The organism is Pseudomonas sp. sp1636 (genome assembly GCF_030376615.1).
GTDB lineage: Bacteria > Pseudomonadota > Gammaproteobacteria > Pseudomonadales > Pseudomonadaceae > Aquipseudomonas.
The window spans coordinates 43,502-58,367 of record NZ_JARRAB010000005.1 but is presented as its reverse complement, the minus strand read 5'-3'; the positions used below and the strand labels follow the sequence as shown (position 1 = coordinate 58,367).

Below are 14,866 nucleotides of genomic sequence, written 5' to 3'. Positions count from 1 at the left end.
GCAAGGAGGCGGAACGCAGCGCCTGACGCGATCCCTTCGCTTTCAGGCATTTCCCGCATCCCTGTGGGTCACATTACGCGTAATACGGCATTCCTCGTCACATTGCCCAGCGCACGCTGGCATGGCCATCAGCCATAACGGCCGGTGATGTAGTCCTCGGTCTGCTTCATCGCCGGGTTGGTGAACAGGGTGTCGGTGTCGCCGAACTCGATCAGCTTGCCCATGTACATGAAGGCAGTGTAATCCGACACCCGCGCCGCCTGCTGCATGTTGTGGGTGACGATGACGATGGTGTATTTGGATTTCAGTTCGTAGATCAGCTCTTCGACTTTCAGCGTGGAGATCGGGTCGAGCGCCGAGCAGGGTTCGTCGAGCAGCAGCACTTCCGGCTGCACCGCCACGGTTCGGGCGATCACCAGGCGCTGCTGCTGGCCGCCGGACAGGCCGAGCGCCGACTCGTGCAGGCGGTCTTTGACCTCATCCCACAGCGCCGCGCTTTTCAGGCCCCATTCCACCGCCTCGTCGAGCACGCGTTTCTGCTTGATGCCCTGGATGCGCAGGCCATAGACCACGTTCTCGTAGATGCTCTTGGGGAAGGGGTTGGGCTTCTGGAACACCATGCCGACCCGGCGGCGCAGCTCGGCCACATCCTCGCCCTTGCGGTAGATGTCGCGCCCGTCGAGGTTGATCTCGCCCTCGACGCGACAGCCGTCGACCAGGTCGTTCATCCGGTTGAAGGTACGCAGCAGGGTCGACTTGCCGCAACCGGACGGGCCGATGAACGCGGTGACGCGCTGCTTGGGGATGTTCAGCTGGACGTCGAACAGCGCCTGCTTGTCGCCGTAGTACAGGTTCAGACCCGGCACCTGGATCGCCACGGTCTCCGCGGCCAGGTTGAAGCTCTGCTTGTCCCGGCCCAGGGCCGAGATGTCGATGCCCTGTGTACGTGTTTGGTGCTGCATGGGATGCTCCCTACGCTAACAATTCGTTATCACGTTGGCCGCCACTGTGGCAGCCAAGTAAAAGGATTTAGTGATCCAGCGCCTTGTACTTCTCGCGCAGGCGGTTACGCATGAACACCGCCGTGAGGTTCAGCACCGCGATTACCAGCACCAACAGCAGCGCGGTGGCGTAGACCAGCGGCCGCGCGGCCTCGACGTTGGGGCTCTGGAAGCCGACGTCGTAGATATGGAAACCCAGGTGCATGATCTTCTGATCCAGGTGCAAATACGGGTAGTTGCCGTCCACCGGCAGCGAGGGCGCCAGCTTGACCACGCCGACCAGCATCAGCGGCGCCACTTCGCCGGCGGCGCGGGCCACGGCGAGGATCAGGCCGGTCATCATCGCCGGGCTGGCCATCGGCAGCACCACCCGCCAGAGCGTCTCGATCTTGGTCGCGCCGAGCGCCAGGGAACCTTCGCGCAGCGCTCGCGGAATCCGCGCCAGGCCTTCTTCGGTGGCGACTATCACCACCGGCACGGCGAGCAGCGCCAGGGTCAGCGAGGCCCAGAGCAGGCCCGGGGTACCGAAGGTCGGCGCCGGCGCGGCCTCGGGGAAGAACAGGCGGTCGATCGAGCCGCCCAGCACATAGACGAAGAAACCCAGGCCGAATACCCCGTAAACGATGGCCGGCACGCCCGCCAGGTTGTTCACCGCGATGCGGATCACCCGGGTCAATGGCCCCTGCTTGGCGTATTCGCGCAGGTAGATGGCCGCCACCACGCCGAACGGGGTGACTATCACCGCCATGATCAGGGTCATCATCACGGTGCCGAAGATCGCCGGGAAGATGCCACCTTCGGTATTGGCCTCGCGCGGATCGTCGCTGACGAACTCCCACAGCTTGGCGCCATAGAACTGCAGCTTGCCGAGGGTCGACATGGCATTCGGCCGATAGGCCCGCACCACCTTGCCCAAACTCAGCTCGACCTCGCGGCCATCGGCGGTGCGCAGCGTGGCGCTGTCGCGGTTGAAGGCCGCGTAGAGCGCCACCAGCTGGGTTTCCAGCACCTTGTACTCGGCGTCCCACTGCGCCCGATCCAGATCCAGATCCGCCTGGGCCTGCGCATCCAGCCGGCCCTGTAGTTCCAGCTTGCGGGTTTGCAGGCGAATCCGCTCGAGCCCGGCATTGATCCGGCCGATGTCTTTCTTTTCCAGGCGCACCACTTGCGCATGCAACTCGTCGACCCGCGCCAGACGCTCCTGCAGGGCCTCCCAGGCGCCATCGCCCTCGGCGACCAGTTGGCCGTTTTGCTTGACGTTGACCAGGTAGCCGTAGAGGTTGCCCCATTCGCGGCGCTCGAATGCCGTGAGGGTTTGCGGGGTGCGCTGGTTGCTCAGCCACTCGCCTACCACCCAGTTGAAGTCGGCGCCGTAGAGGTCACGGTTACCCACCTTGAACAGCTCGCGGGTCATGAACTCGCCACCTTCGGCTGCCACCGGCAAGCCGGACGCGGCCAGGCGCGCGCGCGGGATCTCTTCGACCTGGGTGATCTCGCCGGCCATCACCTTGCTTTCCTGGCCAGGCACCCGGTAGTCGGCTTCGACGATGTCGGCCGGCCAGAAGTGGGCGAGGCCACGGCTGGCGATCACGGCGAGCAGACCCAGGGTCATGATCACGGCGATGGACACCGCGCCGGCGTTCATCCAGATCCACGGCGAACCGCTTTTAACCCAGGCTTTTACGGAGTTGTTTTTCACGGACATATACCTTCCAGAGCCTTAGAGCGACGCGTACTTGACGCGCAGACGCTGGCGCACCAGTTCCGCGAGCGTGTTCATGACAAAGGTGAACGTCAGTAGCACCAGGGCCGAGAGGAACAGCACCCGGTAATGGGTGCCGCCCACCGCCGATTCGGGCATTTCCACCGCCACGTTGGCGGCCAGGGTGCGCAGGCCCTCGAAGATGTTCATGTCCATGATCGCGGTGTTGCCGGTGGCCATCAGCACGATCATGGTTTCGCCCACGGCGCGGCCCATGCCGATCATCACCGCCGAGAAGATGCCCGGGCTGGCGGTGAGGATGACCACCCGCGTCAGGGTCTGCCAGGGCGTCGCACCGAGGGCCAGGGAACCGAAGGTCAGGCTCTTCGGCACGCTGAACACCGCGTCTTCGGCAATCGAGTAGATCGTCGGGATCACCGCGAAGCCCATGGCCAGGCCGACCACCAGGGCGTTGCGCTGGTCGAACGGGATGCCCAGGTCATTGCTCAGCCAGCTGCGCATGTTGCCCTCGAACAACCAGACTTCCAGGTGGCCGCTCATGCCCAGGGACACGACGCCGACCAGCAGGATCACCGGAATCAGCAGCGCCGCTTCCCAGCCATCCGGCACGCACAGGCGAACCGACTCGGGCAGGCGGCTCCAGGCGAAACCGGCCAGCAGGATGCCGATCGGGGTGAAGATCAGCAGGCTGAAGATGCCCGGCAGGTGGCCCTCGACATAGGGGGCGAGGAACAGGCCGGCGAAGAAGCCGAGGATCACCGTCGGCAACGCTTCCATCAGCTCGATCACCGGTTTGATCTTGCCGCGCATGGCCGGGGCCATGAAATAGGCGGTGTAGATGGCCGCGGCAATCGCCAGCGGCGCCGCCAGCAGCATGGCGTAGAACGCCGCTTTCAGGGTGCCGAAGGCCAGCGGCGCGAGGCTCAGCTTGGGTTCGTTGTCGGTGCTGGCCGAGGTCGACTGCCAGATGTAATCCGGCTGATCGTAGTTCTCGTACCAGACCTTGCCCCACAGCGAGCTCCAGGACACTTCCGGGTGCGGGTTATCGATCAGCAGACGCTGCAGTTGCCCCTGCGCCTCGAGCAACACACGGTCGGCCCGCGGCGACAAACCGGCCAGGGCGGCCCCGGCGGCCACCGGCTCGACCAGCAGGGTGCGGTGCGCGGTGCTGTGGAAGATGCCCAGGTTGCCGCTGGCATCCAGGGCCATGAAGCCCTTGCGCCGCTCTTCCGGGAGAATCTGGGTGATGGCGCTGTTGCCCATCTGGAAGCGACGAATGGACTTCAGGTACTGCTTGCCGTCCTCGTCGCGAACCATGAACCACTGCTGGATGGCGCCCTTGCTGTCGCCGATCATCAGCGAGATGCCGCCCAGCAGCGCGGTGGCATGGGTGACGTCGGTGGCGCCATCGCTGAGCAGCTTGTAGCGACCGTTCAGCGCCTTGGTACGCAGGCTGAACACGTCCGCCGTGGCGCGGCCGTTGATCACATACAGCCACTGATGGCGCGGGTCGACGATCAGCGCCTTGATCGGCTCGGCGATCTGCGGCAGGACGATGCGCTCCTCGCTGAGGCTTACCTCGCCGGTCATCAGGTTTTCTTCGCGGCCGAGGCTCAGCACCTGCAGTTCGCTGCCGGAGGAGCCGGCCAGCAGCAGGGTGCCGCCGTTCAGGCTGACGCCTATGTGATCCAGCGCACGGCCTTGCTCGTCGAGACTGATCGCCGCTTCGCCGAACGGGTATTCGATCCGCGGAGTAATGGTTTTCACGTCGTTCGGGTAACTGACCGGGTAGGCATGCTCGAACACCAGCACCTGGCCGTTGGACAGCCCCAGGGCCACCCGATTGCTGCCCGGCTGATCCTGGGCAACCGAGACGACCCGGCTATCGGCCGGCAGCGGCAGGGTTGCCACGTTCAGCAGGGCCATACTCTCGGCATCGAAGAACTGCACCTGACCGCGGTCATTGAGGCGCATGGCCACCCGGTTCTGCTCCTCCACCGCCATCAGCAATGGCTGGCCAGCTTGCGCCAACCAGGCTGGCTGCAGCGGCTGGCGAGCCGCGAGCTCGGCCCCCTGGAACATCGGCAAGACGATATAGCCCAGGTAGAAGAAGATCAGGGTAATGGCGCCCAGCACCGCCAGGCCGCCGATGGAGACAGCCCAACGGGCCAGGCGATCCTTCAGCGCCCGCAGGCGCCGCTTGCGCAGCAAGGCCGGCGTATTGAAGTCCAGCCTCAGGGACTTGGGCGAGGCGGTCACGGTTTCACGAGCCAGGTCATTCATAGTAAGAGCGTCTCTGCGCGGCCATGAGCGCGCCGTAATTTCATTCGTGGCACAGGCTGGATAATCTAGCCGGCTTGTGTGACAGAAAAGTTACAGCACGCTGACAAAGCGACGCCCGCCGCTCTCTCCGAGCGGCGGGCGTCGCTACCCACCTGGCGTCCCTGCCAGTACAACCGGGTGCTTACAGGCCCAGTTCCTTCATGGTCTTCTCAACCACTTTGCTCGGCAGCGGGATGTAGCCATCCTTGACCACCACTTCCTGGCCTTGCTTGGACAGCACCAGCTTGACGAACTCGGCGTCCAGCGGGCTGAGGGCCTTGTTCGGCGCCTTGTTGACATACACGTAGAAGAAACGCGCCAGCGGGAACTTGCCAGCCAAGGCGTTGACTTCGTTGGCTTCGAAGGCTTCGCCGCCTTTCTTCGACAGCGGCACAGCCCGCACGCTGGAGGTCTTGTAGCCGATGCCCGAATAACCGATGGCGTTCAGGGTGCTGGAGATCGACTGCACCACGGAGGCCGAACCCGGCTGCTCGTTGACGTTGGCCTTGAAGTCGCCTTTGCACAGCGCTTCTTCCTTGAAGTAACCGTAGGTGCCGGACACCGAGTTACGCCCGAACAGCTGCAGCGGTTTGGCCGCCCACTCGCCGCTCAGGCCCAGATCGCCCCAGGTCTTGATGTCGCTGGCGCCACCGCACAGGCGGGTGCTGGAGAAGATCGCATCGACTTGCTCGATCGACAGGCTCTTGATCGGGTTGTCCTTGTGCACGAATACCGCCAGGGCATCGATGGCCACCGGAATAGCGGTCGGCTTGTAGCCATACTTCTGCTCGAAGGCCTGGATCTCGCTGTCCTTCATGGCGCGGCTCATCGGCCCCATGTTGGCGGTGCCTTCGGTCATCGCCGGCGGCGCGGTGGAGGAACCGGCGGCCTGGATCTGGATGTTGACGTTCGGGTAGTTCTTCTTGAACTCTTCCGCCCACAGGGTCATCAGGTTGGCCAACGAGTCGGAACCGACGCTGGACAGGTTGCCCGACACGCCGGAGGTCTTTTCATAGGTCGGCAGAGCCGAGTCGACAGCGGCAACCGCAGTGGCGGCGGCGACGCCAGCGGCGACGAAAGTCATGGCCGCCATCAAACGCTTAAGTTTCATGCCTTGCTCCTAGCAGAATTCAGGGTTGAATTGAACGAGCCCAAGTATCTGCAGCCCCTGTGACCAATCTATGAAATCAATGTGACAGTTAGATGAATGCCGGGCGCTTTGCCGCCGCCGGCCATGCCGAACCTTGCCGGGCGAGCGGCCAAGCGCCATGGTCGCTCAGCGACCGTTCAGTCGGTATACTCATCAAACCCGCACCCTTGCGGGCCTGCAGGCGGCTGCAAGCAGCCCTTGCGTAGCCATAACAACAACCGCGCCGCGAGCCGTACTCGAGATGAACGACGACTTCGAACAGGATGATCCGATACCCCAAGGCGATCTGGCCTTACAGATCACCGCGCTACCACGCGAAACCAATGGTTTCGGCGACATCTACGGTGGCTGGCTGGTATCGCAAATGGATTTGGCCGGTACTGCCATGGCCAGCAAGGTCGCCGGTGGCCGCGTGGCAACGGTGGCAATCGATCGCATGGCTTTTCTGGTGCCGGTCGCCGTGGGCGCGCAACTGTCCTTTTACACCCAGGCTCTCGAGATCGGTCGCAGCTCGATCCAGATGCTGGTCGAGGTGTGGAGCGACGACCCGCTGTCCAGCGAATGGCGCAAGGTTACCGAGGCGGTGTTCGTCTTCGTCGCCATCGACGGCAGCGGCCGTACCCGTCCGGTACCGGCACGCCGCTGAGGCCACAACTCGATCCCTCCTGCGGGCTGCTAACCGTAGGATGTCGAGCGCAGCCCGCCCCATCCTACCGAACCATCACCTACGCCTTCTCCGCGCGAAAAAACCGGACAGCAGATACGCAAACGCCGGCTCGAGAGCCGGCGTTCTAGTTGCGCGCTCTTCTTGCGCGAAGAGTCAGCCGCGGATGTTGTAGATGTCCTTCTCGTTGCTTTCGGCGTAGTCGTACAGACGCTGCAGATAAGCCTTCTGCTGCGCCCACACCTTGCTCGCCGCCGGATCGGCAGCGGCCGAGGCGTCGACCACTTCGGCGGCCACTTCTTTCAGCTTGGCCAGCACCTCGTCCGGCAGGCGGCGGACGTCCACGCCCTCGCCCTTGAGTTGCTCCAGGGCTTCCATGTTGCGCGCGTCATAGTCATCGAGCATGTCAGCATTCACATCGCGGGCGGCCGCACGAACGATGGCTTGCAGATCGGCCGGCAGGGTTTCCCAGGCCTTGATGTTGATGTCCAGCTCGAACAGCACGCTCGGCTCCTGCCAGCCCGGGGTGTAGTAGTACTTGGCCGCCTTGTGCAGGCCCAGGGCCTGGTCGTTGTACGGGCCGATCCACTCGGTGGCGTCGATGGCGCCGGTCTGCATGGCGGTGAAGATCTCGCCGGCCGGCATATTGACCACGGTGCCGCCCATCTTGGTCAGCACTTCGCCGCCCAGGCCCGGGGTGCGCATTTTCAGGCCCTGGAAGTCCTCGACACTGTTGATTTCCTTGTTGAACCAGCCGGCAGTCTGCACGCCAGTGTTGCCGCAGGCCATCGGCAGCACGCCGAAGGGTTTGTAGACCTCTTCCCACAGCTCGAGGCCGCCGCCCTTGTGCAACCAGGCATTCATTTCCTGGGCGTTGGGGCCAAACGGCAGGGCACAGAAGAACTGCGCAGCCGGCACCTTGCCTTTCCAGTAGTAAGGCGCGCCATGGCCCATCTCGGCGGTACCGCGGGAAACCGCATCGAACACTTCCAGTGCCGGCACCAACTCGCCCGCCGCATAAAGTTTGATTTTCAGGCGGCCATTGCTCATCTCATCGACCAGCGTGGTAAAGCGTTCGGCACCGACACCAACGCCAGGGAAATTCTTCGGCCAGGAAGTGACCATCTTCCAGTTGAAAGTCTCGCTACTCGCACCTTCTTGGGGCTTGGCGGCAGTTTCAGCCTCTTTATTGCAACCGGCCAATGCGCTGGCGGCAAGGCCTACGCCCGCTGCCGCGAGAATCTGACGACGCTTCATGTAATAACTCCTTGTTGTTGTACTAATGATCTGAGCACCGGGATCGCCGGTATTCAGCTATATGTTGAGTATCACAGGACTCTCCACCCCTCAAGCGTAGCGACTACGTACGTAGTACTGCCGGTTGCGACGCAATCACCCCCCCGCCTAGAATCACGGGCTTTGCTGGCTATAACAATAAGGATCTGCCATGTCGAATCGTCCCCCTCCCTTGCTCGGCTTAGCGCGCCTGCTCGACGCGATCAATGCCGGCTTTGGCAAGGCCTGCGCCTGGCTCACCCTGTTTCTGGTGATCGGCACCGCGACCGTGGTGGTGTTGCGCTATGGCTTCGGCATTGGCGCCACGGCGTTGCAGGAAGCCGTTCTCTACGCCCACGCCCTGGTATTCATGGGTGCCGCGGCCTGGGTGTTGCAGCGCAACGGCCATGTCCGCGTGGATATTTTCTACCAGGGGTTCAGCCCCCGCCGCCAAGCGCTGGTGGAAATTTTCGGCAACCTGCTGTTTCTCCTCCCCGTATGCCTGTTCCTCGGTTGGAGCAGCTGGGATTACGTGGGCAACTCCTGGAAAACCCTGGAAGGCTCGAGCGAGTCGGGCGGTCTGAAGTTCGTTTATCTACAGAAGAGCATCATCCTGGTGCTGGTGTTCAGCCTGGTGCTGCAAGGAATCTCCGACTTGATCAAATCCGCCTACATCCTCAGCGGTCGCCTGCCTGGGCCGGAGGTGAAGCATGGTTGAGTTAATGGCGATCCTGCTGTTCATCAGCATCTGCGCGGCCTTGATGGCCGGCTACCCGGTGGCCTTCACCCTCGGTGGCGTGTCCCTGCTGTTTGCCGGTATCGGCATGCTCACCGGCACCTTCGATGGCGGTTACCTGAGCGCCCTGCCCAACCGCCTGTTCGGCATCATGAACAACCAGACCATGCTGGCGGTGCCGTTGTTCGTGTTTATGGGGGTGATGCTGGAGAAATCGCGGGTCGCCGAAGACCTGCTCGAATCCATGTCGCGGCTGTTCGGCACCCTGCGCGGCGGCCTGGCGATTTCCGTGTGCGTGGTCGGCGCGCTGCTCGCCGCCAGTACCGGCATCGTCGGTGCCACCGTGGTGACCATGGGCCTGCTGGCCCTGCCGACCATGCTCCGGCGCGGTTACGATCCGGCCGTGGCGACCGGCACCCTGGCCGCCACCGGCACCCTGGGGCAGATCATTCCACCGTCGATCGTGCTGGTGTTGCTCGGCGACGTGATGTCCAGCGCCTATCAGCAGGCGCAGTTGAAGCTGGGCATCTTCTCGCCGAAAACCGTCTCGGTCGGCGACCTGTTCGTCGGCGCACTGCTGCCCGGCCTGCTGCTGGTCGGCCTGTACATCCTCTACATCATCGGCGTGGCCATCTTCCAACCGAAGAAGCTGCCGGCGCTGCCCCAGGAAGAACTCGGCCCGATCGAGTGGGGCAAGCTGATCAACGCGCTGCTGCCGCCGCTGTTGCTGATCGGCGCGGTGCTCGGCTCGATCCTCGCCGGTTACGCCACCCCCACCGAAGCGGCCGCCCTCGGCGCGCTGGGCGCCATGCTGCTGGCCTTGTACAAAGGCCAGCTGAACTTCGGCCAGTTGCGTGAAGTGGCCTACGGCACCACCGAAATCAGCGCCATGGTGTTCCTGATCCTGATCGGCGCCTCGCTGTTTTCCCTGGTGTTCCGCGGCTTCGGCGGCGAGGTCATGATCGAGGACATCTTCGCCCAGCTACCCGGCGGGGTACTCGGCGCCTTCTTCCTGGTGATGGCGGTGATCTTCCTGCTCGGCTTTATCCTCGACTTCATCGAGATCACCTTCGTGGTGGTGCCGATTGTCGGCCCGGTATTGCTGGCCATGGGTCTGGATCCGGTCTGGCTGGGGGTGATGATCGCCCTGAACCTGCAGACCTCCTTCCTCACCCCGCCGTTCGGCTTCGCCCTGTTCTACCTGCGCGGGGTCACGCCCCAGTCGGTACCCACCGGCACCATCTACAAGGGCGTGCTGCCGTTCATCCTGATCCAGCTGTTGTTGTTGGTGATTGCCTACATCTTCCCCGGCCTGATTACCTGGCTGCCGGAACAGATCTACGGCAAATAAGCCGCACCGCGACCCGACCAAGGCCAGCCGCAAGCGCTGGCCTTTTTGGTGGGCGCGTTACTCGCTGCGCAATGCATCCACCGGATGCAGGCGCGCCGCCCGGCGCGCCGGCGCTATGCCGGCGAACAAACCAATCAGCGCCGAGAGCAGCAGCGCCAGCAGTAGAAACCCCGGGGCCAGGCTGAGCGGCAGGCCGGGCAGACTCAGGGCCAGCACGCCGAGCAACAGCCCCAGCAACAACAGGCCAAGCACCCCGCCGGCCAGGGACAGCAACGCCGCTTCGGCGAGAAACAGCCCGAGCACCTGCCGCGGCGTCGCGCCTATGGCGCGCAGCAGGCCGATCTCGGCGGTGCGCTCGCCGACCGTGGTGGTCATGATGGTGAGGATGCCCACCGCCCCCACCAGCAGGGAGATGCCGCCCAGGGCGGCGACGGCGATGGTCAGGGTAGCGAGGATGCGATCCAGGCTGGCGAGCATGTCGTCCTGGGTGGTCAGGCTGAAGTCTTCGCGGCCGTGGCGCTCGATCAACAGCTGACGCATCCGCTCGCTCAGCTCGCGCGAACCGATCCCGGCATTGAACATCACATTGATCTCCATCAGGCCCTCGCGGTTGAACAGGCTCTGCGCCCAGTCCACCGGGATATAGGCGATGTCGTCGAGGTCGAAGCCGAGCAACTGGCCCTTCTCCTCGATCACCCCGATCACCCGAAAGCGCACGCCGCCGACCCGAATCGCCTCGCCCAGCGGGCTGGCGCTGCCGAACAGCTCCTGGCGCAACCTGTGCCCGAGCACCACATAGGGCGGCGAGCGGCCGTCGCGGGCCGGCGGCAGGAACTGGCCGAGGGCCAGGCGAAAACGCCAGCTCTCGGCCAACTGGTGGCCGCTGCCGATGATGTCGCTGCGCCGGCTCAATACCCCGTGCTGAATGTCGCCGCTGCCCTGAATGATCGGCACCATCGCGTCGACATGCGCCAGGCGGCCCAGGGCAGCGGCATCGGCCAGGCTCAGCGGGCGCACGCTGCTGAGAATGCCGCCGAGGCCGCCGGTCTGGGTCTTGCCCGGGTGCACGGCGATGATCCGTGTGCCGAACTGCGAGAAGTTATCCAGCACATAGACCCGCAGGCCTTCGCCGATGGCGGTGAGCAGCGCCACGGCGGCGATGCCGATGGCCACCCCGAGCAGGGTCAGCAGGCTGCGCAACGGTCGGCTGATCAGGGTCGTGGCAGTCAGTTTGAAGCCATCCTGCCAGCGCATCATGGCCGCTGATCCCACGCCACAGGCGCAAGAGCATCGCGGGCATGGCCCGCTCCTACGCAAGGTATACCGCGGTTCAGCTCGGCCCCCGCGCCACCGAAACCCGTAGGAGCGGGCCATGCCCGCGAAAAACAGACGGTACGAAAAAAACATCGCAGGTGTCCCGCCGCTCCCAGGCAAGCGCTCTGCGTCTTCACGCCCGTGCCCCCGGCGGGCGCAGCGCCGCCAGCGGTTCCATGCGCGCCGCTTGGTTGGCCGGCAGCCAGGCGAACAGCAGGGCCGCCAACAGCGCCAGCAGCAGCGAACCGGCGCGGGCCCACACCGGCGTCTGCAGGGGAATCTCCCACCACTGGCGGCCGAGCCAGAGCAACGCCTCGCTCAGACCCAGGCCGATCAAGCCGCCGAGCAGGGCCAGCAGGGCCGCCTCGCCGACGAACAGCAGGCGCACCTGCGCCGGTCGCGCGCCCAGGGCCTTGAGCAGGCCGATCTCGGCGGTGCGCTGGTTCACCGCGATCCAGGTCACGTTCATGATCAAAATGCCGGCCACCAGCAGGCTGATCGCGGCGATTCCGGCCAGGGCCAGGCCGAGGGCGCCGAGAATGCCGTCGAACGCCGCCAGCATGCTGTCCTGGCTGATCAGGGTGACATCCTCCTTGCCCTCGTGACGGGCCTTGAGGGTCTCGAGGATCTGCCGCTTGCCGCTGGCGAGAAAGTGCGGGCCGCGCAGTTCGGCAAACACCCGGAACAGCCCCTCGCGGTTGAACAGCACCTGGGCGCTGGCCACCGGGATGATCAGCATCTCGCCGAAGTCCATGCCCAGCGATTCGCCGCGCTCGCCGAGAATGCCGACCACCCGGAAGCGCCGGTCGCCGGCACGCAGCCACTCGCCCAACGCTGGGCGCGTGCCGAACAGTTCGCGCCTGAGGCTGGCGCCGATCACGCAGACCGCCTCGGCTTGATCCAGCGCCAGCGCCGGCAGTATCTGCCCCTGGCCCACGCTCAGCTGGCGGATGGCGAAGAATTCGTGGCTGGTGCCCAGGGTGAAGGCCTCGCGCACCCGGTTGCCGACGCTGACTTCGACCTGCCCGGCCTGCAGCGGCGCGACCCGGCGCACGCTGGGCAGACGGCCGATGGCCTCGGCGTCGCCCAGGGTCAGATCGCGGGTCGCCAGCCCGGTGATCGGCGGCATGCCGCCGGTGGTTTCCTTGCGCCCCGGCAGCACGATCAGGGTGTTGCGCCCGAGCAGGGAGAATTCGCCGATGACGAACTGCCGCGCACCTTCGGCCAGGCCGGTGAGCAGGTTGACCGCGACCACGCCGATGGCCATGGCCAACAGCAGCATCAGGCTGCGCGAGCGGTGCCCGCCCAGGGCGCCGAGCATCAGCCCCAGGCCGTCAGCCGCGCGCATCGCCGGACTCCTGGCGGAGGTCGTCGATGATCCGCCCGTCGCGCATGCTCAGGCGCCGCCGCGCGCGGCCGCCGATGGCCGCATCGTGGGTCACCACCAGCAGGGTCAGGCCCTCGCCGTTGAGCTCCTCGAGCAGCGCCACCACCTCGGCGCCGGAATGGCTGTCGAGGTTGCCGGTGGGCTCGTCGGCCAACAGCAGCGCCGGCTGCATGACCATGGCGCGGGCGATGGCCACCCGCTGGCGCTGGCCGCCGGACAGCTCGGCCGGGCGGTGCCTGACCCGGTCGCCGAGGTTCAGCCGTTCGACCAGGCGCGCGCTGCGCCGCTGCCGCTCGGCCGGTTCGAGCCCGGCCAGGAGCATCGGCAACTCGATGTTCTCCAGGGCGGTCAGGCGCGCAATCAGGTGATAGGACTGGAAGACGAAGCCGATGTGGCGGCTGCGCAGTTCGGCCCGGCGGTTCTCGTCGAGCGCCGCGGTGGCTTCGCCGTTCAACCAGTACTCGCCGCTGTCCGGCGCATCGAGCAGGCCGAGGATATTCAACAGGGTCGACTTGCCGGAGCCGGACGGCCCCATCACCGCCAGGTACTCGCCGGGGCTGACCTGCAGATCCACCGCGTCCAAGCCCTTGACCTGCTGATCGCCGAGGACGAAGCAACGGCTGACCGCACTCAGGCGAATCATGGCGCGGCCTCATCCCCGGCAATCACCGCCACCCCGTCGGCCAGGCCGTCCTGCTCCAGGCTGGCGAGAATCCGTTCACCCTCGTTCAAGCCATCGAGCACCTCGCTCCAGCGCCAGTTGGCCAGCCCGAGTTGCAGGCGGACTTCGCGCAGCACCCCCGCCGTCGGGTCATAACGCAGCACCCGGCCGCCCTCCAGCAGGCTCTCGGTGGGAATGCGCAGGGTCTGCGGGCGCTGCTCGACAATGACTTCCACGTCGGCGCTGTAACCGGTCAGCAGCGCCACATCCAGCGGCATCGGGTCGAACCGCGCCTCCACATCGACGGTGCGCGCCTGGCGTTCGAGGTCACGCACGAAGGGCGCGATGCGGCTGACCTGGCCCGTGAAATGCTCGCCGCGAAAGGCGTCCAGGCCGATCCGCACCGGCATGCCCGGCTTGACCCGCGCCGCATCCACCTCGTCGATCGGCGCCTCGACATACAGGCAGCTGTCATCGATCAGATCCACCGCCGGCGGCGTCGGAATACCCGGCGGCGAGGGGGTGACGAACTCGCCGACTTCGCCGTTGATCTGCGCGACTATCCCGGCGAAAGGCGCACGCAGCGTGGCCTGATCGAGCAGCGCGCGCTGCAGGGCCAGGTTCGCCTCGGTCTCGCCGATCGCCATGGCGGCGGCGCTGCAGGCCAACGCCGACAGCCGCGCGCGGGTGGCGCTCTGATCGACCCGGTCGGCGGCCACCAACTGGCGCTCTTGCAGGCGCGCCAGGCGCTGGTGGTCGCGCCGCTCCAGCTCGGCCTGCAGGCAACGCTGCTGGCGCTGGTTGCCCTGCCCCTGCAGACGCGCCTCGACCTCGCGCACGCGGGCCTGCAATTCGTCCTGACGCAGACGCATCAGCACCTGACCGGCCGCCACCCGCTGACCTTCTTCCACCAGGCGCTCGCTGACCTGAGCGCCCAGGTTGAACGACAACTGGGTACGCCGGCAGGCCTTGAGCGTACCGGCGCGGGTATTGGCCACCAGGGTCTCGACCGCGCCGCGCGTCACCGTGACCAGACGCACCGGCAGCGGCTGCGGCCGACTCCACCACCAGAACGCCGCCGCCACGCCCAGCAACAGCGGTACAGCCATCAGAATCTTGCGCATCACCGCCTCTCCTCACTGGCATAAAGCCTAGCAGTCAGTCGGACTTCTCCTCGTGACGGCCGGTCAACTCCGACAAGACGGCTCGCACGGGGCGAACCGGGCAACAATGCGCCAAGTCCGGGGAAGGCGCGCTCTGGCCTTTGCCGGCACAGCGGTTC

At 65.5% G+C, this 14,866-nt stretch carries 12 protein-coding genes; 3 read left to right on the top strand and 9 right to left on the bottom strand.

Annotated features, from left to right (window positions below):
• Positions 1–128 precede the first annotated feature (128 nt).
• The 4 genes from pstB to P8H27_RS06630 form a co-directional block, all read right to left on the bottom strand.
• Positions 129–962, bottom strand: coding sequence for a phosphate ABC transporter ATP-binding protein PstB (pstB, locus tag P8H27_RS06645; protein WP_289635930.1), 834 nt, complete (start codon positions 960–962; stop codon positions 129–131).
• A 67-nt stretch (positions 963–1,029) separates the two neighbouring features.
• Positions 1,030–2,706: a phosphate ABC transporter permease PstA gene (gene pstA / locus P8H27_RS06640; protein WP_289635929.1), complete on the bottom strand. Its 1,677-nt coding sequence runs from the start codon at positions 2,704–2,706 to the stop codon at positions 1,030–1,032.
• 15 nt (positions 2,707–2,721) lie between these two features.
• Complete coding sequence (locus P8H27_RS06635) at positions 2,722–5,007, bottom strand: ABC transporter permease subunit (protein WP_289635928.1); 2,286 nt, start codon at positions 5,005–5,007, stop codon at positions 2,722–2,724.
• A 181-nt stretch (positions 5,008–5,188) separates the two neighbouring features.
• Entirely contained in the window at positions 5,189–6,157 is a 969-nt protein-coding gene (locus tag P8H27_RS06630) for a PstS family phosphate ABC transporter substrate-binding protein (RefSeq protein WP_289635927.1), read from the bottom strand.
• 280 nt (positions 6,158–6,437) lie between these two features.
• Here P8H27_RS06630 and P8H27_RS06625 point away from each other — a divergent pair, with 280 nt between their 5' ends.
• Complete coding sequence (locus tag P8H27_RS06625; RefSeq protein WP_079203916.1) at positions 6,438–6,842, top strand: acyl-CoA thioesterase; 405 nt, start codon at positions 6,438–6,440, stop codon at positions 6,840–6,842.
• 174 nt (positions 6,843–7,016) lie between these two features.
• Here the strand turns inward: P8H27_RS06625 and P8H27_RS06620 are convergent, their stop codons facing one another.
• A complete protein-coding gene (locus P8H27_RS06620; RefSeq protein WP_289635926.1) occupies positions 7,017–8,117 on the bottom strand; it encodes a TRAP transporter substrate-binding protein in 1,101 nt (366 codons plus the stop codon).
• A gap of 190 nt (positions 8,118–8,307) precedes the next feature.
• Between P8H27_RS06620 and P8H27_RS06615 the strand changes: the two genes are divergently transcribed.
• Both P8H27_RS06615 and P8H27_RS06610 read left to right on the top strand, forming a co-directional pair.
• The gene (locus tag P8H27_RS06615) at positions 8,308–8,853 is read left to right on the top strand and encodes a TRAP transporter small permease subunit (protein WP_289635925.1); all 546 of its coding nucleotides are present in this window, start codon (positions 8,308–8,310) and stop codon (positions 8,851–8,853) included.
• Entirely contained in the window at positions 8,846–10,222 is a 1,377-nt protein-coding gene (locus tag P8H27_RS06610) for a TRAP transporter large permease subunit (RefSeq protein ID WP_289635924.1), read from the top strand. Before P8H27_RS06615 ends, P8H27_RS06610 begins: the two co-directional genes overlap by 8 nt.
• A 57-nt stretch (positions 10,223–10,279) precedes the next feature.
• On the opposite strand, the gene P8H27_RS06605 is transcribed toward P8H27_RS06610, so the two are convergent.
• The 4 genes from P8H27_RS06605 to P8H27_RS06590 all read right to left on the bottom strand — a co-directional run bounded on the left by P8H27_RS06605 (position 10,280) and on the right by P8H27_RS06590 (position 14,708).
• The gene (locus P8H27_RS06605; RefSeq protein ID WP_308446818.1) at positions 10,280–11,476 is read right to left on the bottom strand and encodes an ABC transporter permease; all 1,197 of its coding nucleotides are present in this window, start codon (positions 11,474–11,476) and stop codon (positions 10,280–10,282) included.
• 193 nt (positions 11,477–11,669) lie between these two features.
• Positions 11,670–12,884, bottom strand: coding sequence for an ABC transporter permease (locus P8H27_RS06600; protein ID WP_289635922.1), 1,215 nt, complete (start codon positions 12,882–12,884; stop codon positions 11,670–11,672).
• Entirely contained in the window at positions 12,871–13,566 is a 696-nt protein-coding gene (locus tag P8H27_RS06595; RefSeq protein WP_289635921.1) for an ABC transporter ATP-binding protein, read from the bottom strand. Before P8H27_RS06595 ends, P8H27_RS06600 begins: the two co-directional genes overlap by 14 nt.
• Positions 13,563–14,708 (bottom strand): efflux RND transporter periplasmic adaptor subunit, encoded by a 1,146-nt coding sequence (locus P8H27_RS06590; RefSeq protein ID WP_289635920.1) that lies wholly within the window; start codon positions 14,706–14,708, stop codon positions 13,563–13,565. The genes P8H27_RS06595 and P8H27_RS06590 overlap by 4 nt, the downstream gene beginning before the upstream one ends.
• Positions 14,709–14,866: the final 158 nt, after the last annotated feature.

Excerpts from the sequence above, each read along its gene's own strand:
- pstB (WP_289635930.1), bottom strand. The coding sequence starts at position 962 with ATGCAGCACCAAACACGTACACAGGGCATCGACATCTCGGCCCTGGGC.
- pstA (WP_289635929.1), bottom strand. The coding sequence starts at position 2,706 with ATGTCCGTGAAAAACAACTCCGTAAAAGCCTGGGTTAAAAGCGGTTCG.
- P8H27_RS06635 (WP_289635928.1), bottom strand. The coding sequence starts at position 5,007 with ATGAATGACCTGGCTCGTGAAACCGTGACCGCCTCGCCCAAGTCCCTG.
- P8H27_RS06630 (WP_289635927.1), bottom strand. The coding sequence starts at position 6,157 with ATGAAACTTAAGCGTTTGATGGCGGCCATGACTTTCGTCGCCGCTGGC.
- P8H27_RS06625 (WP_079203916.1), top strand. The coding sequence starts at position 6,438 with ATGAACGACGACTTCGAACAGGATGATCCGATACCCCAAGGCGATCTG.
- P8H27_RS06620 (WP_289635926.1), bottom strand. The coding sequence starts at position 8,117 with ATGAAGCGTCGTCAGATTCTCGCGGCAGCGGGCGTAGGCCTTGCCGCC.
- P8H27_RS06615 (WP_289635925.1), top strand. The coding sequence starts at position 8,308 with ATGTCGAATCGTCCCCCTCCCTTGCTCGGCTTAGCGCGCCTGCTCGAC.
- P8H27_RS06610 (WP_289635924.1), top strand. The coding sequence starts at position 8,846 with ATGGTTGAGTTAATGGCGATCCTGCTGTTCATCAGCATCTGCGCGGCC.
- P8H27_RS06605 (WP_308446818.1), bottom strand. The coding sequence starts at position 11,476 with ATGCGCTGGCAGGATGGCTTCAAACTGACTGCCACGACCCTGATCAGC.
- P8H27_RS06600 (WP_289635922.1), bottom strand. The coding sequence starts at position 12,884 with ATGCGCGCGGCTGACGGCCTGGGGCTGATGCTCGGCGCCCTGGGCGGG.
- P8H27_RS06595 (WP_289635921.1), bottom strand. The coding sequence starts at position 13,566 with ATGATTCGCCTGAGTGCGGTCAGCCGTTGCTTCGTCCTCGGCGATCAG.
- P8H27_RS06590 (WP_289635920.1), bottom strand. The coding sequence starts at position 14,708 with ATGCGCAAGATTCTGATGGCTGTACCGCTGTTGCTGGGCGTGGCGGCG.